At 70.6% G+C, this 25,321-nt stretch carries 22 protein-coding genes, 1 tRNA gene and 1 pseudogene; 11 read left to right on the top strand and 13 right to left on the bottom strand.

Annotation, left to right across the window (positions count from 1 at the left end; genetic code table 11):
* Positions 1 to 83 precede the first annotated feature (83 nt).
* From SCWH03_RS27450 to SCWH03_RS27425, 6 genes are read left to right on the top strand one after another with little or no spacing between them, the layout of a single operon-like run.
* A complete protein-coding gene (locus tag SCWH03_RS27450) occupies positions 84 to 629 on the top strand; it encodes an ATP-binding protein (protein ID WP_173267493.1) in 546 nt (181 codons plus the stop codon).
* Complete coding sequence (locus SCWH03_RS27445; RefSeq protein ID WP_173267489.1) at positions 626 to 1,084, top strand: recombinase family protein; 459 nt, start codon at positions 626 to 628, stop codon at positions 1,082 to 1,084. The genes SCWH03_RS27450 and SCWH03_RS27445 overlap by 4 nt, the downstream gene beginning before the upstream one ends.
* Positions 1,084 to 1,272: a hypothetical protein gene (locus SCWH03_RS27440; RefSeq protein WP_173267487.1), complete on the top strand. Its 189-nt coding sequence runs from the start codon at positions 1,084 to 1,086 to the stop codon at positions 1,270 to 1,272. Before SCWH03_RS27445 ends, SCWH03_RS27440 begins: the two co-directional genes overlap by 1 nt.
* A gap of 45 nt (positions 1,273 to 1,317) precedes the next feature.
* Positions 1,318 to 2,265 carry a TauD/TfdA family dioxygenase gene (locus SCWH03_RS27435; protein ID WP_173267485.1) on the top strand — a complete coding sequence of 316 codons (948 nt, stop codon included), beginning with the start codon at positions 1,318 to 1,320 and terminating at the stop codon, positions 2,263 to 2,265.
* The gene (locus tag SCWH03_RS27430) at positions 2,262 to 4,430 is read left to right on the top strand and encodes a B12-binding domain-containing radical SAM protein (RefSeq protein ID WP_173267483.1); all 2,169 of its coding nucleotides are present in this window, start codon (positions 2,262 to 2,264) and stop codon (positions 4,428 to 4,430) included. The genes SCWH03_RS27435 and SCWH03_RS27430 overlap by 4 nt, the downstream gene beginning before the upstream one ends.
* Positions 4,427 to 5,620, top strand: a complete 1,194-nt coding sequence (locus SCWH03_RS27425) for a UDP-N-acetylglucosamine--N-acetylmuramyl-(pentapeptide) pyrophosphoryl-undecaprenol N-acetylglucosamine transferase (RefSeq protein ID WP_254077073.1) — start codon at positions 4,427 to 4,429, stop codon at positions 5,618 to 5,620. The genes SCWH03_RS27430 and SCWH03_RS27425 overlap by 4 nt, the downstream gene beginning before the upstream one ends.
* A gap of 384 nt (positions 5,621 to 6,004) precedes the next feature.
* Here SCWH03_RS27425 and haaN read toward each other — a convergent pair whose 3' ends face one another.
* The 5 genes and pseudogenes from haaN to SCWH03_RS29470 form a co-directional block, all read right to left on the bottom strand.
* Positions 6,005 to 6,478 carry a cyclophane-containing RiPP N-acetyltransferase HaaN gene (gene haaN / locus SCWH03_RS27420; RefSeq protein WP_173267481.1) on the bottom strand — a complete coding sequence of 158 codons (474 nt, stop codon included), beginning with the start codon at positions 6,476 to 6,478 and terminating at the stop codon, positions 6,005 to 6,007.
* A 93-nt stretch (positions 6,479 to 6,571) separates the two neighbouring features.
* Positions 6,572 to 7,747, bottom strand: coding sequence for an FxsB family cyclophane-forming radical SAM/SPASM peptide maturase (locus SCWH03_RS27415; protein ID WP_173267479.1), 1,176 nt, complete (start codon positions 7,745 to 7,747; stop codon positions 6,572 to 6,574).
* 13 nt (positions 7,748 to 7,760) lie between these two features.
* Positions 7,761 to 7,952 carry a HaaA family cyclophane-containing RiPP peptide gene (gene haaA, locus SCWH03_RS29795; RefSeq protein WP_308788891.1) on the bottom strand — a complete coding sequence of 64 codons (192 nt, stop codon included), beginning with the start codon at positions 7,950 to 7,952 and terminating at the stop codon, positions 7,761 to 7,763.
* A 140-nt stretch (positions 7,953 to 8,092) separates the two neighbouring features.
* A pseudogene (gene haaT, locus SCWH03_RS27410) lies at positions 8,093 to 10,624 on the bottom strand (cyclophane-containing RiPP biosynthesis TPR protein HaaT); the annotation flags it as partial.
* Between the two features lie 21 nt (positions 10,625 to 10,645).
* The gene (locus SCWH03_RS29470; protein WP_254077071.1) at positions 10,646 to 10,873 is read right to left on the bottom strand and encodes a hypothetical protein; all 228 of its coding nucleotides are present in this window, start codon (positions 10,871 to 10,873) and stop codon (positions 10,646 to 10,648) included.
* 369 nt (positions 10,874 to 11,242) lie between these two features.
* Here SCWH03_RS29470 and SCWH03_RS27405 point away from each other — a divergent pair, with 369 nt between their 5' ends.
* Positions 11,243 to 12,769 carry a hypothetical protein gene (locus tag SCWH03_RS27405; protein WP_173267477.1) on the top strand — a complete coding sequence of 509 codons (1,527 nt, stop codon included), beginning with the start codon at positions 11,243 to 11,245 and terminating at the stop codon, positions 12,767 to 12,769.
* Positions 12,770 to 12,841: 72 nt separating this feature from the next.
* On the opposite strand, the gene SCWH03_RS27400 is transcribed toward SCWH03_RS27405, so the two are convergent.
* From SCWH03_RS27400 to SCWH03_RS27385, 4 genes are all read right to left on the bottom strand, one after another.
* Positions 12,842 to 13,381, bottom strand: coding sequence for a type I restriction enzyme endonuclease domain-containing protein (locus tag SCWH03_RS27400; protein ID WP_308788892.1), 540 nt, complete (start codon positions 13,379 to 13,381; stop codon positions 12,842 to 12,844).
* A gap of 1 nt (position 13,382) precedes the next feature.
* Positions 13,383 to 13,955 (bottom strand): hypothetical protein, encoded by a 573-nt coding sequence (locus SCWH03_RS27395; protein WP_173267475.1) that lies wholly within the window; start codon positions 13,953 to 13,955, stop codon positions 13,383 to 13,385.
* Between the two features lie 221 nt (positions 13,956 to 14,176).
* Positions 14,177 to 14,249, bottom strand: a tRNA-Arg gene (locus SCWH03_RS27390).
* Between the two features lie 259 nt (positions 14,250 to 14,508).
* Complete coding sequence (locus SCWH03_RS27385) at positions 14,509 to 15,777, bottom strand: M6 family metalloprotease domain-containing protein (protein WP_173267473.1); 1,269 nt, start codon at positions 15,775 to 15,777, stop codon at positions 14,509 to 14,511.
* A 597-nt stretch (positions 15,778 to 16,374) separates the two neighbouring features.
* Here SCWH03_RS27385 and SCWH03_RS27380 point away from each other — a divergent pair.
* Both SCWH03_RS27380 and SCWH03_RS27375 read left to right on the top strand, forming a co-directional pair.
* A complete protein-coding gene (locus tag SCWH03_RS27380; RefSeq protein WP_173267471.1) occupies positions 16,375 to 16,725 on the top strand; it encodes a hypothetical protein in 351 nt (116 codons plus the stop codon).
* A 531-nt stretch (positions 16,726 to 17,256) separates the two neighbouring features.
* Positions 17,257 to 18,258, top strand: a complete 1,002-nt coding sequence (locus tag SCWH03_RS27375) for a sigma-70 family RNA polymerase sigma factor (RefSeq protein WP_173267469.1) — start codon at positions 17,257 to 17,259, stop codon at positions 18,256 to 18,258.
* 79 nt (positions 18,259 to 18,337) lie between these two features.
* Here the strand turns inward: SCWH03_RS27375 and SCWH03_RS27370 are convergent, their stop codons facing one another.
* A complete protein-coding gene (locus tag SCWH03_RS27370) occupies positions 18,338 to 19,300 on the bottom strand; it encodes a helix-turn-helix transcriptional regulator (protein WP_173267467.1) in 963 nt (320 codons plus the stop codon).
* 63 nt (positions 19,301 to 19,363) lie between these two features.
* On the opposite strand from SCWH03_RS27370, the gene SCWH03_RS27365 reads away from it, so the two are divergent.
* The gene (locus SCWH03_RS27365) at positions 19,364 to 21,082 is read left to right on the top strand and encodes an MFS transporter (protein WP_254077070.1); all 1,719 of its coding nucleotides are present in this window, start codon (positions 19,364 to 19,366) and stop codon (positions 21,080 to 21,082) included.
* Positions 21,083 to 21,279: 197 nt separating this feature from the next.
* Here the strand turns inward: SCWH03_RS27365 and SCWH03_RS27360 are convergent, their stop codons facing one another.
* Both SCWH03_RS27360 and SCWH03_RS27355 read right to left on the bottom strand, forming a co-directional pair.
* The gene (locus tag SCWH03_RS27360; protein ID WP_173267465.1) at positions 21,280 to 22,194 is read right to left on the bottom strand and encodes a DUF6227 family protein; all 915 of its coding nucleotides are present in this window, start codon (positions 22,192 to 22,194) and stop codon (positions 21,280 to 21,282) included.
* 162 nt (positions 22,195 to 22,356) lie between these two features.
* A complete protein-coding gene (locus SCWH03_RS27355; RefSeq protein ID WP_173267463.1) occupies positions 22,357 to 23,433 on the bottom strand; it encodes a P1 family peptidase in 1,077 nt (358 codons plus the stop codon).
* A gap of 100 nt (positions 23,434 to 23,533) precedes the next feature.
* Here SCWH03_RS27355 and SCWH03_RS27350 point away from each other — a divergent pair, with 100 nt between their 5' ends.
* Entirely contained in the window at positions 23,534 to 23,743 is a 210-nt protein-coding gene (locus SCWH03_RS27350) for a hypothetical protein (protein ID WP_173267461.1), read from the top strand.
* A gap of 266 nt (positions 23,744 to 24,009) precedes the next feature.
* Here SCWH03_RS27350 and SCWH03_RS27345 read toward each other — a convergent pair whose 3' ends face one another.
* The gene (locus SCWH03_RS27345) at positions 24,010 to 24,357 is read right to left on the bottom strand and encodes a hypothetical protein (RefSeq protein ID WP_254077069.1); all 348 of its coding nucleotides are present in this window, start codon (positions 24,355 to 24,357) and stop codon (positions 24,010 to 24,012) included.
* Positions 24,358 to 25,321: the final 964 nt, after the last annotated feature.

Below are 25,321 nucleotides of genomic sequence, written 5' to 3'. Positions count from 1 at the left end.
GACGAGATCGGGGCCGTAGGAAAGTCCGTCCTACCCCCGTCATCGTTCGGTGACCGCGAACGCGTGGCATCACAGCCCGCCTTGTGGTCTCAAGTTCCGACGTACGGAAGGGCTGGACGATGGTGTCCTCGATTCCCTCCTCGATCCTCACCACGAGTCTCACGGGCTCCCACGCCATTTCCGCGTATGGGGCACGCATAGCGCCGTCGTCCGTCGACGTCGCCTTCGTACGTGAAGCCTCACGGGTCGCTCAGGCCCGGCGGATCGGGGCGGCGTGGCTGCGCAACGTGTGCCGTGTGCCCCAGGGCCGTGTCGACTCCGCCGAGGTGGTGATCTCGGAGCTGGTTAGCAACGCGATCGTCCACGGGCGAGGCAGCACCGTGGGCTTACGGTTGAGGCGCACGGCTGGTCAGGTCCGTCTGGAGGTCGACGACCGCTCCCCGTCAGCGGTGCCCGGTCCCCAGCAAGCCGGGGTCGGCGCGGAGCGGGGCCGCGGCCTGTGGCTGGTGAAAGCGCTCGTTGACGAGCTCGACGGGAGCTGGGGCTTCACCACTGACGGCACGGTCGCCTGGTGCGTCTTTCCCGTCGGGCCCGGGTCCTCGCATGAGAACGGGAGGCGGACGGTGTGAGCGATGTGGTCGAAGAGCCACCGCAGCGAGTCCCGCCCGGCACTCGGGTCGTCGTGTACGCCTGCCTCTCACCCGAGGCCGATCCGACGACAGCGCCGGAGCAGGGCCCGCGCGGCGTGCTCCGGTACGCGCACGAGCGCGGCTGGATCCCCGTGGCGACGTTCGTCGACCGAGCGGCGGTGCTTTCCAGCCGGGCCGACCGTCCCGAGTGGCCGAAGGCGCTCGCCGCAGTCGTGGAGGGGCGGACCGAGGGGATCGTGTCGCCGTCGATGGTGATGCTCTGGTTCCACCAGGAAGATCGGGACTCGCTCGCGAACTGGCTGAACGCGACCAGGGCGTTCGTCTCGACTCCCGGAACGCACACGGATCCGCGGCGGTGCCGTGCGGTCGGCTCCCCTCCCGTACAGACGGCGGCCGCCCCTCCGCTCGCGACCGGATCGAAGCGCAGGCGTTGATGACCTCGACGCCCACAGACACGATCCTCCGCCGGCGACGGCTCGCCCGATTGCGCTGGGCGCTCCGCCACCCGTTCCGGCTGCTCCAGCGCTACGGCTTCGGCTGGTTCCAGTTCGCGGTCCTTGTCGTGCCCGTCCTGCTCACCGTCTGGGCCGCCGTCGACCCCACCAACCTGCTGCGCTCGTAGCTCCACTCCTGATTCCAACCCTCCCTACAGCACGAGGAGTGCTTCATGACGCCCCTTTCCGTGCCCGAGTACCGCGTGGCCCTGCCCAAGGAACTCGTCGCCGAGCTCGCCCAGCGGGCCGCCGACCTGCCCGAGTGGCGGCTCGGCGACGACGGGCTGCTCTCGCCCGAGACCGCAGCGCGGTACCACGTGCTGCTGGCCGGGCTGCCCCGCATCGGCGAGTTCACCGCGACCTGCCACCGGCTGCTCAACGTCCCGGAGGGCGAGGGCTTCGCGGTCCTGGAGCTGGCCGAGCTGTTCGACGCGGCCGACTCCGAGGAGGCCGGCCTGCGGGCAGCCACCGCACTGACGTCCCTGTTCGCGACGCCGCTGCGGGCCTTCGACCGCTGGCCCCTGTGGAAGCCGCTGGGCACCAACCTCGCCATCGACCCGATGCGGGCCACGGGCTCCGGCTACAACCCGATGCACATTGACGTCGTGAACTCCATCTTCCCGCCGGACTACAGCGCCCTGTTGTGCGTCCGCCCCGACCCGAGAGGACAGGGCCACAGCCTGGTCTCGCAGGTCCGCCGCGCTGTGGACCGGCTCGGCTACGCCGACGCCGAGCTGCTGACCCACCCGAAATACGTCGACGGATCGTTCTTCGAGCTGACGGGTGTCGGGGAGGAGTGGAAGCCGTTCCCGATCCTCGACGAGCTGCCGTCAACGGAGGGCTTCGTACGCTTCACGGCGAAGATGCTCGCCGACGCCGACCCCACCGACCAGTACGTCAAGGCGGCCCGGTCCCTGGAGCGTGAACTGATCCTCGGTCAGCGCCGGTTCCTGCTCGGGCGGGGCGACATGCTCATCGTCAACCAGCACCTGTGCTGCCACGGCCGCGAGGCGCTCGGCGGAGGCCAGGAGGACGTGCCCGAAGACGAGCGTCGGCTCCTGCTGCAGATCTTCCTGCGCGGTCAGGTGCGGCATACGGCGGAGCGGGAGGTCGTGGCATGACGGCGACGCCCGTGCTGGTGCCGCTCCCCATCGTGGCACCGGACGCGCGGCCGCGGGTCACGCTCACGGTGTGGCTGGCGGACCTCACGTACACCCAGCAGGCGATCTCGGCGGAGACGATGCCGCAGGCGGTCGCCGGGATAGCTACATACGCGACGACGCGTATGGACCTGGCCCGCCCCGTGCGGATCTTCAAGTACCCCGAGGCGCTGGCGGACGCCCTGGAGCAGGACGGGCCGCCGGACGTGATCGGGTTCTCGCACTACATCTGGAACAGTCAGCTGTCGCTCGCCTTCGCCGATCTGATCAAGGAGCGGTTCCCTCGTACGACGGTCGTCTTCGGCGGCCCTCACTATCCGCTCCGCCTCCCGGAGCAGACGGTGTTCTGGCGCGAGCGCCTGGCCGGCCGTGTCGACTTCTACGTCGACGGGGAGGGGGAGGCCGCCTTCGCCGACCTTCTCATCGCCCTCAGCCGCACGAGCCGCGATGACGTGCGCGGCAGCCTCCCGGGCGTGCACCACCTGGACAGCGACGGCACCTTGTACGCCCCGCCTCCGCGGCCCCGGATCCACGACCTGTCAGACGTACCCTCCCCGTACACGCTCGGCCTGATGGACGAGTTCTTCGACGGCAAGCTCGTCCCCACCGTGCAGACCAACCGCGGCTGCCCCTTCAAGTGCACGTTCTGCCAGGAAGGCACGGCCTACTTCCAGAAGGTCGCCAAGAAGAACGCCGAGCACATCCGCGGCGAGCTGCACTACATCGGCCACCGCATGAAACCGCTCGTGGAGGCCGGGGCCGCGCGCAACGAACTGCTCATCACCGACAGCAACTTCGGCATGTACCCGGAGGACCACGTGACCTGCCGGGTGATCGCCGAGTGCCAGCAGATGTACGGCTGGCCCCGCGTCGTCAACGTCACCACCGGCAAGAACCAGCGCGACCGCGTCCTGTCCGCCGTCGCCCAGGTGCCCGGCGCGATCAGCCTGTCCGGCGCCGTCCAGTCCCTCGACCCTGGCGTGCTGGGCAACATCGCCCGTACGAACATCGACCCCGGCAAGCTCATGGAGATCGCCCTCGCGGCGGCCGACACCGGCACGCGTACGTACAGCGAGGTCATCCTCGCCCTGCCCGGCGACTCCAAGGCCAGGCACCTCGGCACTCTGCGGCAGCTCGTCGACGCCGGCTTCGACCGGCTCAACATGTTCCAGCTCACCCTGCTGCCGGGCAGCGAGATGTGCACCGACGCGTACCGCCGCGAGCACGGCCTGGTCACCAAGTGGCGTGTCATGCCCCGCTGCTACGGCTCGTACACCGTGCTCGGCGAGGAGCTGCGCGCCGCCGAGGTGGACGAGGTGTGCGTCACCGTGCCCGACATGCCGTACGAGGACTACCGCGAGTGCCGGGTGATGAACCTGCTCCTGGCCTCCCTCTACAACGACGGGCTGTTCGCCGTCCTCCTGGCGATCCTGCGCGCCCACCAGATCTCTCCCATGTCCTGGCTGGAGCGTGCCCGGACCATGGACCACGGCCCGGCTCTGGCCGCCGTCCTGAAGGAGTTCTCGGCGGAGACCGACGAGCAGCTGTGGGACGAGCGAGCCGACCTCCTGTCGTACGCCACCGGCAACATCGACCAGTACATCGGCGGCCACCTGGGCAACAACCTGCTCTACACCTACCGGACCCGCATCCTCTCCGAGGCCCTGGACGACACCGCCGACCTCGCCGCCCGCTCCTGCCTCGCGGTACTCCGCGAAGCCGGCGTGGGAGTGGGCGGCGGCAGCCTGGTCGAGGCGCTCGTCCGTGAGGCGGCCGAGTACCACCGCCTCGCGCTCGCCGACGTCTTCCGCACCGACCCGCCCGAGGTGCTGCGCCAGCCGGCGCGGTTCGACCTCGACGCGCTCCTGGCCGCCGGGCGGCACCGGGACGGAAGCCGCGATCCCCGGCACTTCCGCCTTATGGAGGGCAGGGTTCGGGAGTTCGTCCTCACCGCGGAACAGCGGCGCACCCTCAGCACGTACATGGGTCAGTTCGGTACGACCCCGTGGGGGATCGGACGTCTCCTCACCAAGGTGCGGCTGGCTGATATCGTCCGGCACGTCCGAATGACCCCCGGCCCGGGCACCGCCCCGGCGCCCGCCGGAACGGAAGCGCCCAGCACGTGACCAGCGCAGACCTCGACCGTCGTCTCGCCGCCCTGGGCCGGCCCTTCCGGCTGATCGTCACGGGCGGCGGGACCGGTGGCCACACCTACCCCGCCCTCACCGCCATCCGCACCACCGCCGCCCGGCTCGACCGCCTCGGCGTCGGCCTGGACGTGCTGTGGGTCGGCACCGCCACCGGTCTGGAGGCCCGCGTCACCGACCGCGAGGGCATCCCCTTCAAGACCGTGGCGACCGGCAAGATCCGCCGCTCCAGCAACCCGCTCAAGCTGGCCTCCCCGGCGAACATCAAGGACATGGGCCGCGTCCCGCTCGGCGCGGCCCAGGCCCGTTCGATCGTCTCCGACTTCAAGCCCGACGTGGTGCTCTCCACCGGCGGCTACGTCGCCGTCCCCGTCGGACTCGCGGCCAAGTTCTGCCGACGCCCCCTCGTCATCCACGAGCAGACGGTGCGCCTGGGCCTGGCCAACCGCGCCCTGGCCCGCGCCGCCACCCGCGTCGCCGTCTCCTCCGAATCGACGCTCCCGCTCCTGCCCGACTCGGTGCGCGCCTCCGCGGTCGTCACCGGCAACCCCGTACGCCCCGAGGTCCTCACCGGCCAACCGGACAAGGCCATCGCCGCTCTCGGCCTCACGGGCTTCGACCGCGCCCTGCCCACCGTCTACATCACCGGCGGCGCCCAGGGCTCGGTCCAGATCAACACCACGATCCGGGCAGTCCTGCCCTGGCTGCTCACCCAGGCCAACGTCATCCACCAGTGTGGCGCCACCTCCATCGAGGAGGCCCGCCAGTACGCCACCCAGCTCCCGGATGACCTCCGGCACCGCTACCTCGTCACCGACTTTGTCGGACCGGAGCTTCCCGACGTCCTGGCCCTCGCCGACGTCGTCATCTCGCGCAGCGGCGCCGGCACGATCGCCGAACTCACCGCCTTGGGCAAGCCGTCCGTGCTCATCCCGCTCGCCACCTCGGCCGGCAACGAGCAGGAGCACAACGCCCTCCACCTTCAGCAGGCGGGCGCCGCCGTGGCCCTGCTGAAGGACGCGGTCACTCCCGAGGGCCTGCGCGATGCCGTCGCCCCGATCCTGGCCGCACCGGAGCGCCGCGAGCAGATGGCAGTGCAGGCCCGCGCCCTCGGCCGCCCCGACGCAGCGGACCATATGACCGACGTGCTGCTGAACGTCGCCGTATGAGCCACAGGGCTTAGCCGGTCACGACAGTGTCGTCTGGCACTCCTCGCACCGCCGGATCGCCGTCCGTGCGGTGTTGCCCGCTGTCGCGGTCGCCGGGGAGCTGTTGCTGAGCCGGTCCCAGAGCCCAGGCGCCGGATCAGGGATCCAGCCCCACCGAGGAGCCCTGACGTAGTCCTCCTCCACGTGCGTGCACGCGCCCGGCAGGTGTGCGTACCGCGTGGGCGAGATCAGGATGGTGTACGCAGGGAAGCGTCGCCACTCCGCCCTTGCCGGGGACGAGGGACGCGACCGCGGCACCGCTCCGTCACGCGGACAGGAACACCCCAACCCGACGATGCAGTCGCATCGCTCGCACCGTTCCTCTTTCACAGCCCGTGTGTCCCCTCACGCCGTACCAGTGTCGATGCGGTAGACGACTTTGCCATTGAACTCGGCGAATCCGAGGGCCTTGTAGAAGGCCCGGGCTCCCGGGTTGTCGCGCTCTGTCATCCACTCCAGGCGACTGCAGCCGGGTCGCGCGGTGGCCAGGCTGCGGAGTTCCTCCATGAGCCTGGCCCCGACGCCCTGCCGCCGCAGGGTGTCGCGGACGTAGAGCTCCTTGAGGAAGAGAGAGTGCGAGGAGCCCGCGGCCGGCCAGAGGAAGGAGTAGGCGGCGAGCCCGACGATGTCGCCAGCCTCGTCCTCGACCAGGAGCGCGGACGCCAGCGGCGGCGAGCCGAACAGAGCCTCCTCCACCTGCGACCGCCGTTCCTCAAGCGGCTGGAAATCGGTCGCGCCGTAGTGCCGCTCGATCTCCTCGATCAGTTCGGCCACCGCCAGGACGTCGCGCTTCTCTGCGGGGCGGATGGTCACGGTCATCGGTGTATGTCTCCCGTCGTTCATCGGTCGCTTCGTTCGCTCGGCTCTCTCACTCCAACGGGTGAACCCCCTACGCCGGTACGGCACGTGCTCCTATGCGGGCGGGGGCGGAGCAGCCGACGCGTACGCGTTCCAACCGTGCTGCCGCAGGGAGTCCTGGACGTGCCGGATGAGGTACTCCAGGTCCGCGCAGTAGACGGAGGGGTTCCGGTAGCCGCGGGCGGTGCTGAAGCGGTGCGGCAGGTACCCGCCACCGCAGACCTCCACCAGCGGGCAGCTCTGGCACTTCTCGGCGAGGGCGGCCCTGCCGTACTGCCGGTGCAGGAGCTTCGGATGGCGCAACGCCTCGTCGAAGGTGTGGGCGAAGACGTCGAGCCCGAGCCAGGAGGCGCCCTCCTCGACGGACCGCAGCGTGTCCACGCCCTCGATCGTCCCGTCGGACTCGATGACGACGCTCGTCGGCGGGGTCAGACCGAGCGTCTCCACCGCGCCGTGTACGCCGGAGCTGAGCGCCACGATGTCCTCCAGCATCCGGACACTGTGCCGGTACTCAGGCCGGGCGAGCCAGGCGTCGTACACGCGGGTCATCCAGAGCCCGTACTCCGGCACGTCGAGGTTGTCGGGGTCGTCACGGTGTGGCGGGTCGTCGTGGGTGGCGTGCGGCAGGCCGAAGTCGATGACCGGCGGTTCGAAGGACGCCAGGTAGTCGTGGACCTCCGCGGGGTCGTTGGCCAGATCCACGACGGCGAGCAGGCCGGCGAACAGGTGCGGCCGGGACCGCAGCAGTTCGATGCCGCGCACGGCGGAGGCGGCGCTGGACCGACCAGCCTGTGTCAGCCGATGCAGGTCGTTCGCGACCGGCGGCCCGTCGAGGCTCACGCCCACGGCGACCCCGTACCGTTCGAAGAGGTCGAGCCACGCCTTCGTGAGAAGTGTCCCGTTGGTCTGCAGCTCGAAGTGGACGTCCGTACCCGGCGGGACGGCCCCGCGGACGGCCCCGAGCAGGTCGTCCATGTGCCGGGGACCGGCGAGCAGCGGCTCACCGCCGTGCAGTACGACGTGTACGGACGGCAGGCCGTGCGCCGCTGCGTGCTCGCCGATGCGTCGGCCGGCCGCCAGGGCCACGTCCACGCTCATGCGGACCGGCAGGTGCCGCCACGCCTGGTCCGTGGAATTGAAGACGTAGCAGTAGTCGCAATCGATGTTGCAGCGGTTCGCGACCTTGAGGATGAATGTCCGGAAGGGAGCGCTGTCTTCGAAGGGCGTCATTGAGCAGAAACGCTCAGAACCACCAGGGCAAGATGAGCGACGCCGCGTGAGGCCCCTCCGCCACGTGGCCCTCTGTGGACTTCTCGGCTGCGAGTCGTTGCTGGACACGTGCCGCGACTCGTTCCAGGACGGGGTTCCCGTGTGCGGCTGCGGGGCGGACCATGCCCGTTGCGGGCGGCGCGAGCACGGGCGTATGTGACGACATACAACGCTCCTCGTGATGGGAGGCGCCGGCGTCGGACCGGCACCGTGCGACGGCGGGTTGAAGCGACAGACGGCTCGAAAAATAGCAGCCCACCGCCCGCGCCGGGATATAGAAACCGGCCAGCTGCAGGATCACCAGAACTACCCGGACCGTGAGGCCAGCAGCTGTTCGAGGTCGTCGGCTGCCGCGGTCACCCCCAGCCGCCGGTACACCGTAACCGCGTCACGCAGCGAGGACCCGGCCCGGGCGTCCGGCCTGGGCGTGATCCAGTCGCAGCGTCCGATCCCTTCCAGGGCCCGTGCTTCCTCCAGCGGGCAGCAAATGTCCCGTGCCAGCACCAGGGCCCGTTCGAAGTGCTCCCGCGCCGCATCCGGATCACCGGAGGTGCGCAGCAGAGTGCCCCAATGGTTCAGCACCTCCCCCTCACCGCACCGGTCACCCAGCTCACGCAGGATGTCCAGGCCCCTCTGGAACGCCTCGACGGCGCCCTCCCGCTCCCCGACCATCCCGCGGGCCGCGCCCAGCTCGCCCAGCGAGGCGGCCTCGCCACTGCGGCTGCCGAGATCGCGGTACGCGCTCAGGGCTTCCTCCATCAGCCGGACCGCCTCCGTGGCGTTCCCGGAGGCGCGCTCCAGCGCACCGAGGTAGCGGACGCTGTTGGCGCGGCCGAACCGCTCGCCGAGTTCGGTGAAGTACTCCAGCGCCTGGTCGTGGGCCTCTCGCGCCCCGACGAGATCACCTGTCAGCCTGCGCACCACACCCAGCTCGTTGAGGGCGTACGCCTGGTGCGCCCGGTCGTCGAGCTCCGCGTAGATGTCGAACGCCTCGCGGTGGCGCCGCGCCGCGGCCTCGTACTCGCCCATGAGGCAGTGCACGACGCCCAGGTCCCGCAGGGAGTTGGCCTCTCCGTACCGGTCGCCGAGCTCCCGGTAGATGGACAGTGCTTCGCTCTGCGCCTCCACGGCGGCGTCGAACCGGCTGGTCTGTCGACGCACCATGCCGAGGTCCGCGAGCGCGTTGGCCTGCCCGAGGCGGTCGTCCACCTCTCGATAGAGGGCGAGCGCCTCGGTCTGGGCGCGGGCGGAGGCGTCGTTGTCGGCGGTGAGGTACCAGACGATGCCCGCCTGGTTGAGCGCGTCGGCCTTGCCGCGCCGTTCGCCGACGGCGTCGTACTGCGCGACGGCCTCGTTCAGCGCCTCGATCGCCTCGGGGTAGGCCGCCATGAAGCGCCGTACGACTCCGAGCTCGGCGAGCGCGTCCGCCAGCGCCCGTCGGTCGCCGGTGTGCCGGGCCGCCTCGGCGGCGGTCCGGTGGAGGCCGACGGCCTGGTCCCAGGGGCCGGCCTGCCGCAGGAACGGGGCCATGGCGGCGGCGAGTCGGATCACCGGTTCGTACAGGGCGAGGCTGTTCGCCCGCCGAATACAGGCAAGGACATTGGCCCGCTCGTTCTCCAGCCAGCCCAGAGCGTCGGTACGGGACTCCACCGGCGGCGTTTCCACGGCCGAGGCACTGTCCGGCGTCGCCGGCACGACTGCACCACGGCGGAGGATGTGTCTGTTCGCGACGGCGAGCGCGGCCAGGTAGTAGGCGCACACACGTTGAACGGCCTGGGCGTGTTCCATATGGCTGCCTCCCTCGTCGGCGAGCCCGTGGGCGTAGTCGCGTAAGAGATCGTGAAGCCGGTAACGGCTTCCCGGGTGTTCGTCGATCATGTGGGCGTCGTAGAGCGCGTCGAGCTGACGGCGGGCCTCGGCCACGGAAACCGAGGCGAGCGCGGCACCGACGTACGCATCGAGGTCAGTCCCAGGGTAGAAGCCAAGCCCCCGGAAGAAACGCTGCCGCTCCGGTTCGAGATCCAGGTAGGAGAGCTCGAACGTGGCAGCGACGGCGCGTTCTCCGGCGCGCAGCTCTCCCAACCGGTCACGGGCCGCCACCAACCGGTCCCGCAGATCTTCCGCACTCCACGACGGGTGGTGCCGCAGCCGGGCCGCGAGCAGCGACACCCCCAACGGCAGGTGCCCGCACAGCCCGACGATCTCCTCGACCACCTCCTGGCCGAGCGCCTCCGCCGGCCGTCCGCTGAGCCGTACGAACAGGTCGACAGCGTGATCCCGCGGCAGCGCATCCACGGGAAGCAGCACCTCCTCGTGCGCCGCCAGCCGCTTCCGGCTGGTCACCAGCACCAGACAGCCGGACCCTCCCGGGAGCAGGGGCTCCAACTGCCGGTAGCTGGCCGCGTTGTCGAGGATGAGCAGCGCCTTCTTCCCCGCGAGCCGTGTCCGCCACAAGGCGGCCCGCGCCTCCGTGACCGCTCCGACGTCGTCACCGACGGGTATCTGCTGCGTCGGCACGCCGGCGGCAGCCAGAAGCGAGGCGAGCGCCTCGCCGGCCTGTACGGGACTGCGTCCCGCCGTATGCCCGTTGAGATTGACGAAGAGCTGCCCGTCGGGAAACTGGTCCGCCATCACGTGCCCGGCGCGCACCGCGAAGGCCGTCTTGCCGACGCCCGGCATCCCGTCGATCACGTGTACGGGCAGAGTCTCACCACTCTCCTGAGCCACGCGCACCGACCGCACGAGCGAAGCCAGCTCCGCGGCCCGATTCGTGAACGCCGCGGTGTCCCGCGGCAGCGCCCGCAACACGAGCGCGGCCCCTGGCGGCTCGGCCTCGTTCTGAGGCGTCGACTCGGGCGGTCACGGGGGCCTCCGCGTCTCCGACAGCGCGGAGAGCAGCACCGTCATCACGACCAACACCCCACCGAGCAGAACGAAGGAGAGCCAAGCGTGCTGCTGCACCCACCCCAGCACCCCAGGCCACCGCGACTCCTCGGACACGGCATTCGTGACGAGCCCCACCAGCATGGTCGTCACGGCACCCGCGGCCGCCACAACAGCGATCGCGATCCCGCGTCGGAGTCTCATCCGAGTGTCGCCCAGACGCCACGGGCGTGGGCCTTCTCCAGCTCACCGCGGGACGTACCCAGCAGCACATCAAGAACCGACCTGGTCACGAAGCCCCCCGAGTCCGACGCCCCAACTCCCCAAGCGCACCAGCCTCCACAGACCACGGTCAAGGTCGTCTCCGCGCCATCCATCATCCTATTCCAGCCCCTCTCAAAGTCGAAGACGACCGGGACGGGACGCTCACCGCGCCAGGGCTAGGATGCCCATGCTGTCGATCAAGGGGGCCTAACCATGGGGGACGTTGAGAGGCCCGAGCTACTGCCGGACTGCGACGTGCCAGCCGGGCGCAGGCAGCCAGACGAGCTCATGACAACCTGTCTCGTCCGCTTGGCCGACGAGTCGCTCGGTGACAACTGGCGGACATCCGCTCTGCAGGCGTGCATGGTCCGTGGAGGTGCGGCACTTGCTGCGGCGTCGTTCATTGTTCAGGCTCCAGGACCCTGGCACGAGGACTTGCAGCACATCCTGCGGTTGTCCGGAGTCGGTGTAGATCGGCCGGCGTACTCCAGCGCCGAGTACACCGTCGGCCTCTGCTACGTCGCAGGCACCAAGGGCCTTCCGGCAGGTCTGCGACACCGTGCAGTTGACGCCCTGGTGCACCGTGCGAACGACGCGGGCTACGCAGAGGCCCGACACCTGCTGCCCAAGAACGGCTGGACCTGGTTGGCGGACGCTGTACGTGAGGGGTGGGCCCTGTGGACCGCGCAGCTTTTCTCCCAAGACGAGTCGGCTCCGCTCACAACACGCATGAGAGTCGGTCTGGCCCTCGCCGAACACGAGCATCCGGCCGGGTATGTGCCGACAGCGCTGGAGCGGCTTGCGGCCCACCCAGGTGCGGCAAGTAAAGATCGTCTCGCACTGGCCGTGGCCGTAGGGCAGCGCGCCCCCAAGGATGCGACGGGTCTGCTGCGCTGCGTCGCCTCAGACTCGATCGTTCAAGCTGGACACCGGATGCAGGCCATTGAACTATTGGACGAGATCGACCCTGTGAAGGCCGAGGAGATGCGGGCCCTGCAGACCCGCCTTCCCTCCGTCCGGGCGGCTCGTGACCAACAGCGAGACGCAGCCGCACGCGCGAAGCAGAGAGAGGTAGCACGGCGCGACCGGGAGACCCCTGCGGCGGTCACGGGGCGTCTCGATTCCAAGGTTGAGGAGCTTCTGAACGATCTACGTTGCCGCGGCTCGGCAGACTGGCTGGCCGATCATCTCGATGACCACATCGCGGAAAACGACTGGAACCAGGTTGCCCAGGACATCGCCGAAATCTGCGGCCTGGTCCGTGATGAGGAGATCGAGTCCTCGATCCGCCTGGTGGAAGTCCTCACACAGATCCGGTACGGCGACGAGGCCAGTTCGACATCAGGTAGTTCCGACTTCGAGACGCGGGGTGATCTGGGCTTCCCTCGACTGACTCGGGAGGAGCTGGAAGAGTACGCGCGTGCCGAGGCAGAGCGCTCCTGGACCCTATGGAGGGGGCTCGTCGAGAAGCACGGCTGGGATGATGACCGGCTCTATGAACTCGACCGTCAGGCAGACGAGGTGGACCGGCACGTTGCCGACTCGATCTGTCAGAAGGCCGGCGATCACCTGCGAGCCCTGCAGCAGTACCTGGTGTGGGAACTCTGGCCCGCTCTCGTGGACGCCGCGGAGCGCAGAGACTACGGTGCCGCGCACAACCACCTGGCGACTGCCCGCCTCCTTGGGGATGAAGCAGAGCACGCCGAGGCCCTGTGGAGATCGCCAACTCTCGGTAACTACTCCTTCGACCCTCGGACCATGTCCTGGCCCCGTGACTTCTGGCTGGTTATGGAGCAATGGCGGCGAGGCACTCCTGACGGTAACGGTCAGGGCTGATCCGGCCGCTTGGCGTACCAGGCGGCCGGACCTCTACTCAGGCACCCCGCCAACCCTGCGGGGGTGCCACACCTACTTCGCCTTGGGCGCCCACTCCTGCGCGAAGGTCTCCATCTGCTTGAGGACCAGGTCGACGGCCTTGCGCTCCTCCTCCGGGGGGTAGTCGAACTTCGCGAGCACCCGGCGGATGCGGGAGCGGAGCTTGGCTCGGACAGGCTCCCGGGAAAGCCAGTCGACGGACAGGTTCTCCCGGATGTCCTTCACGAGCGCGCGGGCGATCCGGGCGAGAGTGTCGTCTCCGCCCGCGATGAGCTCGGCCATGTTGCGGTGCGCGACGGCGTCGTAGAAGGCGAGCTCGGCGTGGCTCAGCGGCGGGTCGAAGTGTTCGCCGCGGCGGGCCTCGGCTGAGATCTCCGCTGCCATGGCGGCCAGTTCGGCGATCACCTGGGCACTGGTGAGCTGCTGGAGCATGTAGCGCCTCATCAGGTCGTCCAGGCGCTCGGCGAAGCTCTCGTGGCGGACGATGTTGTGCTTGGTGACCTCGCGCATCTTCTGCTGGATCAGACGCCGCAGGGCCTCGGCGACGAGGTGCGGCGTCTCGGAGTTCTCCAGCTTACGCAGCTGCGCCTCGTTGAGTCACCCGTTGGCCTTCCGAGGCCGCCAGTAGGTGGGCGAGTGCCCGCCCGGCTGCCGCCTCCCATTGCGGGCTCCAGGACCACCAGTGGTTCGACCAGTAGCCCGCCCTCATCCGTGCTCCCCACGCGGCGATCGGCTCGAATGGGGGCGTGCTCTTCCCCTCCGCCATCAACTCCTGCCAGGACAGCGGTGCGGCGTCGGCGTCGTCGACGGGGAGGCGGCGCACGGCGTTCGGGGCGAGCCACACTGCCTGCCAGAGCGAGCAGTCGTCGATCCGGCTCGCCACGGGCAGGCCGCACGCCTCGCAGGCCATGTTGGGGCCGTCGGCCCCGTCGAGGCCGCAACAGTAGCCGCCTCCCTTCTCCGGGATCAGCAGGGTGCCGCGGGTATCTCCGGGGGCGATGACGATCGCGCCGGGCGCGCCGTTGGACAGGGTGTGGACCGGCGCGTAGACGCCGCGGGCCGCCGCCTCGTCCGGATCGATCTCCTCCCACGCCTGCCACGGCGGCCCCCAGGGCTCCGGGTCCACGGCGAACGTGCCCGACTCCATGAGCACAGGGAGCTGAATCCCGTTCCCGTACCGGCGAGCAGGCGCCCGTCCGCCTGCTGATCCGCCCCGTCGAGCCGGGGGAGGCGGCGGCGTAGCGGCAGCGGGCTGGCGTCCCCGCCGGATGCACCGTGTCCCCGATCTGTCCCCGCACACATGAAAACAGCCCCTCGGAAGATCACTTCCGAGGGGCTGTTCGATGCTCCGTGCCTGGTCAGGCACTGTGCCCCCGGCAGGATTCGAACCTGCGACACCCGCTTTAGGAGAGCGGTGCTCTATCCCCTGAGCTACGAAGGCAGAGGTACGGATCTCCGCGAGATCCGGCGTCTAGCCTAGCGGATGCGAGCGGCCGCCCGGCAAGACGCATGTTTCGCCTGTTCGGCTGCGTCCGGTGGCCTGCGCCCGGACCGCAGTCGGTGAGCTGCCCGGTCGTGGACGCGGCCGGGGGCGGGGGATCGGAGGCGTACGGTGCTGGGGCAGACAGCCGCACATGGGCACAGGCGTGGCGGAGAGTGCAGGCGGGCGGAGACGGGCGCAGGGGGCAGGGGTGCCGGGGTCAGGATCGGGTGATCCGTACCCGGTAGGCCCCGCTGGCGTTCTCCGAGAGCACCGTCATCCGGATCTCGTTCTCCTCGTCGGTGAACGTCTCACCCGGTCGGTGCGGCGCGTCCGACAGCTCCGCGTGCACATTGGGCTGGCGTGTGCAGCCGCCGCTGTTCCTGGCGCTGTCGGCGACGGTGACGGGCCCCTGACCCGTGTCCACGTCCGTTTTGACGTGGTAGACGAGCACGCCCGGTTTGCAGACGGCCTCGTCGTTGCCGGCCCGGGTGCGCACCTCCACGGCGTAACCGGATTCGGAGTCCAGTGGGACGACGACCAGCTTGCGGCCGCCCTTGAGGGCCAGCGGGGTCAGCTCGTACTCGCTGGTGCCGGGGGCGGCTGCGCACTGGATCTGGTCGTTGTCGAGCCAGCCGAGCTTCCATTTGTGCCAGCCGAGGAGGTCGTTGTTCGCGCCCCAGTCCTCGGACATGATGTCCCAGTGGCCGACGGCGCCGCCGCCCTCCGATGTGTAGAGGTCGGGCAGGCCGAAGACGTGGCCGTTCTCGTGCGGGAGTACCCGGTAGCCGGTTTGGGAGTAGGTACCGGAGCCGTCGTCCTGCCGGCTGTAGACGAAGCTGGTGTTGGCGAGCGGCACACCGTCCGCGTACGGCGCCTCGTGGTTTCCCGAGAACGTCACCGACAGCACGGTGTCCAGGGCGGACGGTCCGGCATTGGGTGTGACCAGCACATTGACCAGGTCGTACGAGCTGAAGTCCACCTGGTGGTCGGTGGTGGCCACGATGTCCTGTACGAGCTGGCGGTAGCCCGGCTCGTACGGCGCCCCGCGGTCGATGCCGTAGGCGCTGAACGCCATGGGCATCCGCAGCCAGTCCGGGAACGGCATCTCCGGCCGGTAGACGAGCCGTCCGTACGAACTGGTGGCGAACCACTGCTCGGTCTTCGGGAAGAACTCCGCGTACCGGTCCAGCGCGGAGCCGGCCCCTTCGGCGTCGGGGAAGTCGATCATCAGGTTCAGGGCGCGGATCTCGCCCGTGGAGCGAACGTACCCGGACGGAGTCGGGACGCCCTCGGACATCTGCACGCCGGTCGTGGAGGTGAGGCGGCACGGTTCGAGCGCCGACTCCTCGGCTGTGGCGATGGGGCCCGCCGTGCTGCTGGAGCTGCCCGGGAGCAGCGAACTCGCCGAGGTGAGAGAGGCGAGCGTGATGGCGGCGACGGCGCCGAGTACACCCGGTCTGCGTATCCGTCGGCGGGGCTGCTGCATGCGGTCGTCCGCCTTCGGCTCGGCGGCAGCCGGCCGGGCCCGGACTGCGCTGGTGCGTTCAGCCTGTTCGGAGGTGTGGCGAGGCGCGCGCCGGGAGGGCCGATCGTGGGACACGCCGGAGCTTTGATGTGATTCGGATCACATTGATGGCTTCGGGTGGGGTGAATTGACCGCGGGGCGTTGACCGGGGGTCGTTTCCCCGTTTGTCATTCGCGTCCGCATCAACCGGGGGCCTCGCCCCGGTTGCCGGTGCTGCGGCCGGGCTCGGCCCGTGCGCCGGTGCCGGGGCACCCGGTCCGTCACGAGGACGTGGAGCCGTGGACCCCGCCGGCGCAACCAGGGCGCGCGGAGTCGCCCGGCCGCGGGCGGATGCGCGGTGCGACCGTACGTGAGCACATCGTGACCCCCGATGGGACGGGGCCGCCCGGTGACCGCGGGGCCTCGGGTTCCCGGCGCCCCGGTGGGAATGCCGCTGCTCACGCGACGGGAGGCGGCTCCTCCCGCACGGGACTCCTCCTCCCCGCGCAGTCGCTGCTCGGGGAGGGTGTGGGCACCGCCTTCATGCCGGCGATGCCGCTGTCGACGTAGGGCGTCGAGGTGCGGGACGCCGGTGTCGCTTCCGCGACGGTGTATGCCTGGCAGCAGGTCGGCGGCGTGATCGGCGCAGCCCTGCTCGACGCCGTCATGGCCCCCGCCACTACCTCGCACCTCCCCGCCCACGCAGCCGGTGCGACGGGTGCCGATGCGCTCCGGATCCATCCGGCCGGAAGGCGTGATCCGCGGTTGCTGCGCGAGCGCCGTCTGGTGGGCGGTCGGCATCCTGACGGCATCGGCGGTCATCCTGCGCTGATCGACCCGGGGCGGCCCCCCCGGGGCCACGACCGAGGCGTCGTCCGGTTCTGCCGGGCCGAGGAGGCGGCGGCGAGGATTCCGGTCGTCGCACACTGACCCCGTTCGGGAGGCGGGGCGGTGACGCCCGGGGAACCGACCGGTGGCCTCCGAGTGCCGATGGCGGCCAAGAGGGGACGGCCCCTTGGCGATGATCGTGTGGGGACGGCCCTGTGGTGCTGGCCTGTGTGGTGGCGGCCGGGGCGGTGTGAGACGCGGGGTGCGGGAAGGGGCACGGAAACGGGGGCGCGGGGGTGGCGCGGGACGAGGAGTGCGGAGGCTCCATGGGAGCGGGGCCGGCCGTGTGACGGAATGCTTTGAGCCGTATGGGTAAACGGAGCAACCAGGAGCCGGGCCGACGCCGTCCTGACGGGTGGGGCTGCGGTGCCGGGAGAAGCCTCCGACCTGCGCCGCCGGCTGTGCCCGTCACACCGCCGACCGCACAAATCCGGCCTCTTGGCGGAGGAAGGGTACTGCAAGATCACAAAAATCTATGCACCCGTGGGAATTCTGTCCGGATTCCAGTCGTTGTTTCCCTCGGATGCAGGGCACCCGGAGGGGTGTCGCGACCTACTCAGCAAGGGAGCACGCATGGCAACCCGTGCCGTCGCCCGTCGTAAGTCCGCCAAGGGGACCGGGGCCGATGGAGCAGACAGCGTTCGTTCCACGAGCGGGGAGATCGCGGACCGCGATCTGGTCGGCATGTACCTCGACGAGATCGCGCGCACACCGCTGCTGGATGCCGCCAGGGAGGTCGAACTCTCCCAGACGATCGAGGCGGGCGTCTACGCCCGCCAGATCCTCGACGGTGAGGCGGCCGGCGACGCGGCCGGTGCCACCCGCGAGGAACTCGAGGAACTGGCCGCCGCGGGCGAGCGCGCCAAGGACGTCTTCATCAAGTCGAACCTCCGACTGGTGGTGGCCGTCGCGCGCCGCTATCCCCGCAGCGGCCTGCCGCTGCTCGACCTGATTCAGGAGGGCAACGCCGGCCTGGTGCGCGCCGTGGAGAAGTTCGACTACACCAAGGGCTTCAAGTTCTCCACGTACGCGACCTGGTGGATCCGCCAGGCGATCACCCGCTCGATAGCCGACCAGTCCCGCACGATCCGACTTCCCGTCCATCTGGTGGAGGAGCTGGGCCGGATCCGGCGGGTTCAGCGCGAGTTCAACCGGGAGCACGGCCGTGAGCCCGAGCCGTCCGAAGTGGCGGAGGAGCTGGGTTCGACCCCGGCGCGGGTGACGGACGTGTTGGACTGGGCCCGCGACCCGGTTTCGCTGAACATGTCCGTTGACGACGGGGGTGAGACGCAGTTCGGCGACCTGCTGGAGGACACCTCGGCGGTGTCACCCGAGCAGTCCGTGCTGACGCTGCTGCGCAGCGAGGAACTCGACGATCTCATCGACCGCCTCGACCGCCGCACGGCCTCGATCATCCGGATGCGCTACGGCATCGAGGACGGCCGTGAGCGCACGCTGACCGAGGTCGGCAAGGAGCACGGCCTCACGCGTGAGCGCATACGGCAGATCGAGAAGCACGCCCTGCTGGAGCTGAAGAGGATGGCCCGTGACACGGGCTTCGACGCGGCGGCGTGACGACGGCGGGCCCGCGCCCGCCCGATGAGCGACCCCGGCACCCTTCCCCCCTGGTGCCGGGGTCTTTCCGCTCAGCCGCTCAGCCGCTCGCCTGCGTGAGGCGTGCGCCCAGCCTTCCGAGGAGCTCAGTGAGCGCGGCGGGTTCGTGGACGGTGAACTCGCAGTCGAGCAGAGCCAGCCGCAGCGCGATCCATTCCAGCGAGTCCTGGGAGCTGCTGCGCAGCCGGCAGCTGTCCGGCCCGGTCGGCTCCGGTCTGCCGAGGTAGCCGGGAAGGCGGGAGGCGATGCGTTCCGCCGGCGCTGCGAACGTGATGTCCAGCGCCAGTTCGGGCTGGTTGCGGGTCATCGAGGCGGCGAGGAACTCGGCCGCGTCGCCCCCTGCGGGAAGCTCGCGCGGGGTGAAGCGGGCGCCGGTCCCGAACGGTTCGCGGACGCGGTCGACCCGGAACGTCCGCCAGTCTTCGCGCCCGAGGTCGTACGCCACCAGATACCACCGCCTGCCGGTCGAGACCAGCCGGTGCGGTTCCACCAGCCGCTTCGACTCCGCGCCCGCGCCGGACCGGTAGCCGAAACGCAACCGCTCCTGCCCGGTCACGGTCGCCGCCAGAGAGGTGAGGGTGTGCGGGTCGACGGTGGCTCCGTCGCCGCGAGTGAGCGGGATCGTCGCGCTCTGGAGACTGGACACCCGTCGTCGCAGCCTGGCGGGCAGTACCTGCTCCAGCTTGGCCAGGGCCCGGACGGATGCCTCGTCCATCCCTTCGACGGCATGGCCCGCGCCCGCCCGCAGCCCCACGGCGATGGCGACGGCCTCCTCGTCGTCGAGGAGGAGCGGCGGCATCGCGGCGCCTGCGACCAGCCGGTAGCCGCCCACCGAGCCCTTCGTCGCCTCCACCGGATAGCCGAGTTCGCGCAGCCGGCCGATGTCCCGGCGGATCGTGCGCGGACTCACCCGAAGCCGTTCGGCCAGTTCGCTGCCCGGCCACTCGCGCGGCGTCTGCAGCAGGGACAGCAGGTTCAGCAGTCGTGCCGGCGTGTCTGTCATGGGCACCAGCCTGGCAGGCTTCTGGGACGTGTCCTGTCCTATACGGGCTCTAGTTTCTTCCGCATGAGTTCCCACGCCGCCGTACCGGATACGGCTTCCGACCGCGCTCCCGTACCGGATACGGCTTCCGACCGCGCCGCTCTACCGGGCACGGCACCCGACCGGCGCCGCTGGACCGCCCTCGCCGTCGTCATGACCGCGGCCTTCATGGACCTGGTCGACGTCACCATCGTCAACATCGCGATCCCGTCCATCGAGCGCGACCTCGGCGCGTCGTTCGGTGCGATCCAGTGGATCACCGCAGGCTACGCCTTGGCGTTCGCCGCCGGCCTGATCACGGGCGGCCGACTCGGCGACATCTACGGCCGCAAGAGACTCTTCCTGGTCGGAATCAGTGGTTTCACGGTCGCATCGGCGCTCTGCGGACTTGCCACCGGTCCCGAGGTGCTGGTCGTCTCGCGACTCCTGCAAGGCGCGATGGCCGCGATGATGGTGCCCCAGGTCCTCGCGATCGTCCATGTGACCTTCCCCGCCCACGAACGCGGCAAGGTCTTCGGGATGTTCGGCGCGGTCGTCGGGCTCGGCGCGGTGTCCGGTCCGCTGCTCGGCGCCCTGCTGACCCAGTGGAACCTCCTCGGCCTGGAGTGGCGTCCCATCTTCCTCATCAACCTGCCGGTCGGCATCGCGGGGCTCGTCCTCGGCATGAAGTACATCACCGAGTCCCGGGCCGAGAAGGCACTCCGCCTCGACCTCGTCGGCGTCGCGCTGGTGACCACCGGACTGCTCATGCTGGTCTACCCGCTTACCCGCGGACGCGAGCTGGGCTGGCCGCTGTGGGGTCATCTGTGCATGGCGGCGAGCCCGCTCGTGTTCGCCGCCTTCGTGGCCTACGAGCGCCACAAGACGCGCAAGGACGGTTCCCCGCTGGTGGAGCTGGCCCTGTTCCGGGTGAAGAGCTTCGCCGCCGGTGTCGCCGTGCAGCTGACCTTCGGCGTGGTCCTGGGGATCTTCTTCCTGGTCTGGACCCTGTACATGCAGATCGGCCTCGGCTGGAGCCCGATCAAGGCCGGCCTGACCGGCGTGCCGTTCTCCATAGCGGTCTCGCTGGCCGCCGGGATATCCGTGCAGAGGCTTGTGCCGCGCTTCGGGCGGAAGGTGCTGCAGGCGGGGGCACTGGCCATGGCGTCCGGGCTGCTGCTGTACATCTGGATGGCCGGACGGTACGGCGCGGGCATCGAACCCTGGCAGATGGCCGCACCGCTGGTCGTCATGGGGCTCGGTATGGGGCTGATCGTGGCGCCGCTGACGGACGCGGTGCTGTCGGACGTTCCGCGCGAGCACGCCGGCTCGGCGTCCGGGCTGATCAACACCACCGCGCAGATGGGCAACGCCCTTGGACTCGGGCTGGTCTCGGTCGTCTTCTTCACCGTGGTCGACGAGGCACAGCCGACCTCGCGGTACGCGGTGGCCGGGGTCTTCGCGGACGCGTTCCGGAACTCGCTGTGGTGGGTCGTGGGCGTACTCGCCGTGATCCTCCTGATGATGTTCGCCCTGCCGGCGCGTCCAGGACGGCACGTCGAAGGCGCGGAAGGCGTGGGTGCCACGGGCGCGGGCGTGCCGGGCGAGAGCGGTGCCGGTGCACATTCCGGCACCCCGGCGGATCGGGAGGCGCCGGGGGACAAGGGGACAGGAGACGGAGACACCGCAGGAGCAGGAGCAGGAGCAGGAGCAGGAGTGGCGGGGGAGGGGGAGGGGGAGCGGCAGCCGGTGTTGTCGCGCTGAGCTGCCGTCGGGTGTAAGCGGCCCTCGGCGTGCGTCCGCGGGGGCCGCCGGCCCCGGCCCACGGCGTATCGCCCATGCGCCGTGTGTCCTGTGGACCGTGTTTCCGACGGGCCGCGACTCGCCGGACGCCACCGGGGCCGGGACCGTGCCGGCCCCGGTGGGGCGCGTATCCGCGGGGGCGGTATGAGCAGGGCGGGTCAGCGCACCCGGGCGCGGACCTCCATGGCCTCACGGGCGGTGCGCTCGTCCTCGTAGACCTCGCACATATGGCGTCCGTCGGGCGTGGCCGTGTGCTCCACCTCCCACAGACTCAGCTCGGTGCCGTCGAACAGGAGGAACGCGTGCTCATAGAGCGTGAAGGCGGCGTCCCGTGCGTCGACCGGGCTGTGTCGGCCGAACGCCTGGCCGATGTGGTGCGCGAACGCCGACCGCAGCAGCTCGGCGGTCTGCTCGCCAGGCCGGTCCGGGTTCTCCGCCCGGCGCAGCAGCCGCCGGGCGTGGTCCGCGGAGTCGTCGGGGACGTAGGAACGGGCAGGGGAGACCGGCGGGGCTGCCAGCAGCCGACCGAGCAGCTCCAGATCGGCGTCGAGGTCGTCGTACAGCACCATGTCCGGGCTGCCGAAGCCGGTGTGCTCGGGCACCGCGCCGAGGACCGCCGCGAGGCCGCCGACCGGTTCGCCGTCGACGCACCCGGCGCACCCCGCGCACCCCGGGGCGTTTGTGCACCCCGGGGCGTCGGTGCGACCGCCCCCACCGGGGTGACCCGCGCCGCCGGCGCCATCCGGACGCACCTCGTGTGCCGGACGCAGCCGGGAGAACGCCAGCCGGGCCTCCGCCTCGTCCGCGTACAGCTCGTGCCGCCGGGCACCGTCGCGGCCCTTGTTGTGCGCCAGCTCCCACAGAGTGAGGGAGGAGCCGTCGGCCAGCAGATACACATGCCGGTAGGTCGAGCGGTGCAGGGCCGCACTGTGGTGCGAGGAGTGCAGCGAACTGTCATGGGCCAGTGCCGAGTCGAGCCGCTCCACCACGTCGTCGGGAAGGTCGAAGGAATTGAGAGCCCGACCCAGGAGTCGCTCGAGGTGAGTCTCGGTTGTCTCGTACGGATCGTTCAAGGTGGATCTCCCGGATCTCCAGGCCGTCGCCACACGTCACTTGATGACTGCTTAACGTAGTCCCTGGGGCTGACATCGCGTCCCGCGTTCGGGAAAACGAACGGTGCACACGGCCAAGTTCCGCTACACCTTCGCGCCCCCTCAACTCGCTTGCGCCCGCGGTCAGTCCGCGCTCCCGGCGGTCGGTCCGGAGTCCCCCCGGCCTCCGTGCCGATCTCCGTACAACCCGGTGTACGAAGGGAAGTCGCCGCCCGGACCGCGCACGCTCTCCGCGGCCAGCACCGCACGGACGATCGCGCGGGTGACGACGTCTGCCCCGGCCGCGAGCACCGCGTTGAGGGCGAGCGGGTGGCCGTCCAGTGGCCGCGTGCCGGTAGCGAGCGCGAAGACGGTGTCCCCGTCGTTGAGGAGATGGACGGGCCGCACGGCGCGCGCGATGCCGTCGTGCGCGGTGCCGGCCAGCTTCTGCGCCTGGGCACGGGTGAGTTCGGCATCGGTGGCGACTACGGCGAGAGTCGTGTTCAGCGGAGGCGATCCGTTGCGGGCGGACGCCTCGGCGAGCCGGTTCATGGCCGCCGCGTGCACTTCGGGCGCGGGCGGCACCGGCGCCGGGCCGAAGAAATACCGCCCGTAGAGCACACCGCTGTCCGGGTCGAAAGCGGAGCCCGCCGCGTTGGCCACGACCAGCGCGGCGACCGTCGTCCCGTCCCGCAGCGCCTCGCTCGCGGTACCCACGCCCCCCTTGAGCCGGCCCACCACCGCACCGGTACCCGCGCCGACCGAACCCTCCTCCACCCGTGCGCCCGCCTTCGTGCGCGCGGCCGCCTCCACCGCCGCGTGCCCCGTCGAAGCATCCGGCCTGGCCCTCCAGTCCCCGCCGCGACCGAGGTCGAAGACGCATGCCGCGGGAACGACCGGCACGACCTGCCCCGGCTCCCGGCCCGCCGGCACCCCGCGGCCCTGTGCCTCCAGCCACGCCATCACGCCTGATGCCGAGTCCAGGCCGAAAGCGCTGCCCCCGGTCAGGACGACCGCCTCGATGCGCTGGACCAGATTGCGGGGATCGAGGGCATCGGTCTCCCGGGTGCCCGGCCCACCGCCACGGACGTCCACCGCCGCCACGGCTCCGCCCTCAGGCGCGAGAACCACCGTGGTGCCGCTGAGCGCGCCCGCTCCCGTGAGACGGGCGTGGCCGACCCGGATGCCGTCCACGTCGGTCAATGCGTCATTGAGTGCCATGGCATCTGAGTATCACGGGGCCGCTGTGCTCCCGTCGCTGCGCCGACCGGGCCCGGACCGGCCAGCGAGGCGCGTGCCTGCTCCGGCGTACGCTTGCTGGATGAGCACCGCCCCCAGCACCGGCCCGCGCGACGCGGAGGAGTCCCGGCAGCAGCCTGTCCCCAGGCCCGCGCTGATCTTCGATGATCCGCTGGACCAGCAGTCAGCGGACGACACGGACCGCGGGTGGGGCGAGCGACCTCCGGTGAGCGGTGACAGCGCCGTGGACCTCGCGCGCTTCCTCGACGAGAAGCCCCCGCACCACCTCTGACGGCGGGGCCCGTGCCGTGAGCCCCTCGGACGCCCCGCGTGATGGCGTCACCCGGAGCCCTCCCGGATGCGGCGGCGGGTCACCGGCACCCCCTGGACGCGGCGGCACCGGCTCGCGCCCCCGGGCATGGGGGCGCGGCTTGGCAGCCCTCGGCTGCGGTGGTGCAGTGGTGCAGTGGTGGGGTGGTGGGGTGGTGTGCCCCGGCCCGGCTTCTCCCATCCCGGCCCGGGCACGGCCCGGCATTGCCGCCGGCGCGCCCGTGCAGCTCAGCACAGGGCCACCGCCAGACGTGAGGTGGCACCCGCTCCGGCCAGCGCCGTGGCGACGCTGCGCGGTACCGCCAGCACGATCAGCGCGCCACCGTCCTGTAACCCCTCCGCGGCCCGTGGCACCGCCGTCACACGAGCACCCGCCACGATGATGCGGGCGTCGGGCCCTCGGCTTGTCCGGTCGTCGATGCTGGTGCCTCGACCGGGTGGCTCGCCCGCTGATGCCGAAGAAACGGCGATGACATCCACCCGGTCACCCGGCTTCAGCAGCCTGACCGTCTCGGCGTCCGCGATGCGCACCGGAGCGGACACGATGGCCGCGCGCCGCATCGGGGCATCGCCCACGGCACGGCTTCCCGACGGTGCTGTCGCAGGTGAGGCGTCTTGCTGCGAGACGCCTTCCGGCAAGCCCGCCGGCGCCGAGGGTCCTCGCGGCGGGCTCAACGAGGGTGCAGCGTGTCGAGGCAGTGCGGCCGGCTCGCGCGGTGCGTCCGCCGGTGCCTGCGCCCGCGGCAACCAGGCCGCAAGCGCTGCGGCTGTGACGGCCAGGCCCGCGGCGAGTGCCTGTCGTCTCCGCCGGAGCGCCCTTTTGAATCGCGTCCACCGCCACCGCCGTCCGTCCGTATTCCGCAGTGGAGCGAAGGCGGGCACTCCACAGGGCTCCGGGACGGGCGCCGGGGGCAGACCCTGCCCGCGGATCGCTGAAGGGCTGCCCGTGCCCGTGGACCCAGGGGACTTCCAGGAACCGGAGGGCCTGGAAGCCTCGTAGCCGCGGGACGAGAGAGGGGAGAGCGGAGTCATGGGGTGACCGCCTGTCGTGTGCGAAGAAGCGAGGGAAGCGAGGGAAGCGAGGGAAGCGAGAAGCAGGCGATTGTCGCGCCCGGTGCCCTTCACGATCCCCGTTCCCGTGGTGCGCCGCTCCGGCCTGTGGACGGTATGCGGGGTGTGGAAAACCCTCTCACCCACACTGATGACAGGGCTCGTAGATAGAGGTGACTGGGCTGCACGCGGTTGTCCACGATCACGAGCAGGGGGAGCTTCCGGGCAACTTCACTCGCACCAAGGCGCGGCCCGCACGCGCGGCACGTCCACGAGCTGCGAGGCACCCTTGGCGACCGTGGCTCCCCTCGCGACCGTGGTTCCTTCCGCGGACCGCGACCGCGGACCGCGCTCGCCTGCCTGGCCCCCTCTCTGTCAGCCTTGGGTGAGACGCCCCGCTTCGGCGGGTTAGCCTGAGAGGGCACGACAGGAGAACCACCCCCTCATGACCAGCACCAAGCCCGCCGGATCCGACCCGGCTCCACGGCCG

Source organism: Streptomyces pacificus, assembly GCF_011766325.1.
Classification (GTDB): domain Bacteria; phylum Actinomycetota; class Actinomycetes; order Streptomycetales; family Streptomycetaceae; genus Streptomyces; species Streptomyces pacificus.
This window is presented reverse-complemented; position numbering and strand designations above follow the sequence as displayed.

What these genes read in the sequence shown, in the direction of transcription:
- SCWH03_RS27440 (WP_173267487.1), top strand. Translation starts at nt 1,084, where the DNA reads ATGACCTCGACGCCCACAGACACGATCCTCCGCCGGCGACGGCTCGCC.
- SCWH03_RS27435 (WP_173267485.1), top strand. Translation starts at nt 1,318, where the DNA reads ATGACGCCCCTTTCCGTGCCCGAGTACCGCGTGGCCCTGCCCAAGGAA.
- SCWH03_RS27430 (WP_173267483.1), top strand. Translation starts at nt 2,262, where the DNA reads ATGACGGCGACGCCCGTGCTGGTGCCGCTCCCCATCGTGGCACCGGAC.
- haaN (WP_173267481.1), bottom strand. Translation starts at nt 6,478, where the DNA reads ATGACCGTGACCATCCGCCCCGCAGAGAAGCGCGACGTCCTGGCGGTG.
- SCWH03_RS27415 (WP_173267479.1), bottom strand. Translation starts at nt 7,747, where the DNA reads ATGACGCCCTTCGAAGACAGCGCTCCCTTCCGGACATTCATCCTCAAG.
- haaA (WP_308788891.1), bottom strand. Translation starts at nt 7,952, where the DNA reads ATGTCGTCACATACGCCCGTGCTCGCGCCGCCCGCAACGGGCATGGTC.
- SCWH03_RS29470 (WP_254077071.1), bottom strand. Translation starts at nt 10,873, where the DNA reads ATGAGACTCCGACGCGGGATCGCGATCGCTGTTGTGGCGGCCGCGGGT.
- SCWH03_RS27395 (WP_173267475.1), bottom strand. Translation starts at nt 13,955, where the DNA reads ATGGAGTCGGGCACGTTCGCCGTGGACCCGGAGCCCTGGGGGCCGCCG.
- SCWH03_RS27385 (WP_173267473.1), bottom strand. Translation starts at nt 15,777, where the DNA reads ATGCAGCAGCCCCGCCGACGGATACGCAGACCGGGTGTACTCGGCGCC.
- SCWH03_RS27375 (WP_173267469.1), top strand. Translation starts at nt 17,257, where the DNA reads ATGGCAACCCGTGCCGTCGCCCGTCGTAAGTCCGCCAAGGGGACCGGG.
- SCWH03_RS27370 (WP_173267467.1), bottom strand. Translation starts at nt 19,300, where the DNA reads ATGACAGACACGCCGGCACGACTGCTGAACCTGCTGTCCCTGCTGCAG.
- SCWH03_RS27365 (WP_254077070.1), top strand. Translation starts at nt 19,364, where the DNA reads ATGAGTTCCCACGCCGCCGTACCGGATACGGCTTCCGACCGCGCTCCC.
- SCWH03_RS27355 (WP_173267463.1), bottom strand. Translation starts at nt 23,433, where the DNA reads ATGGCACTCAATGACGCATTGACCGACGTGGACGGCATCCGGGTCGGC.
- SCWH03_RS27350 (WP_173267461.1), top strand. Translation starts at nt 23,534, where the DNA reads ATGAGCACCGCCCCCAGCACCGGCCCGCGCGACGCGGAGGAGTCCCGG.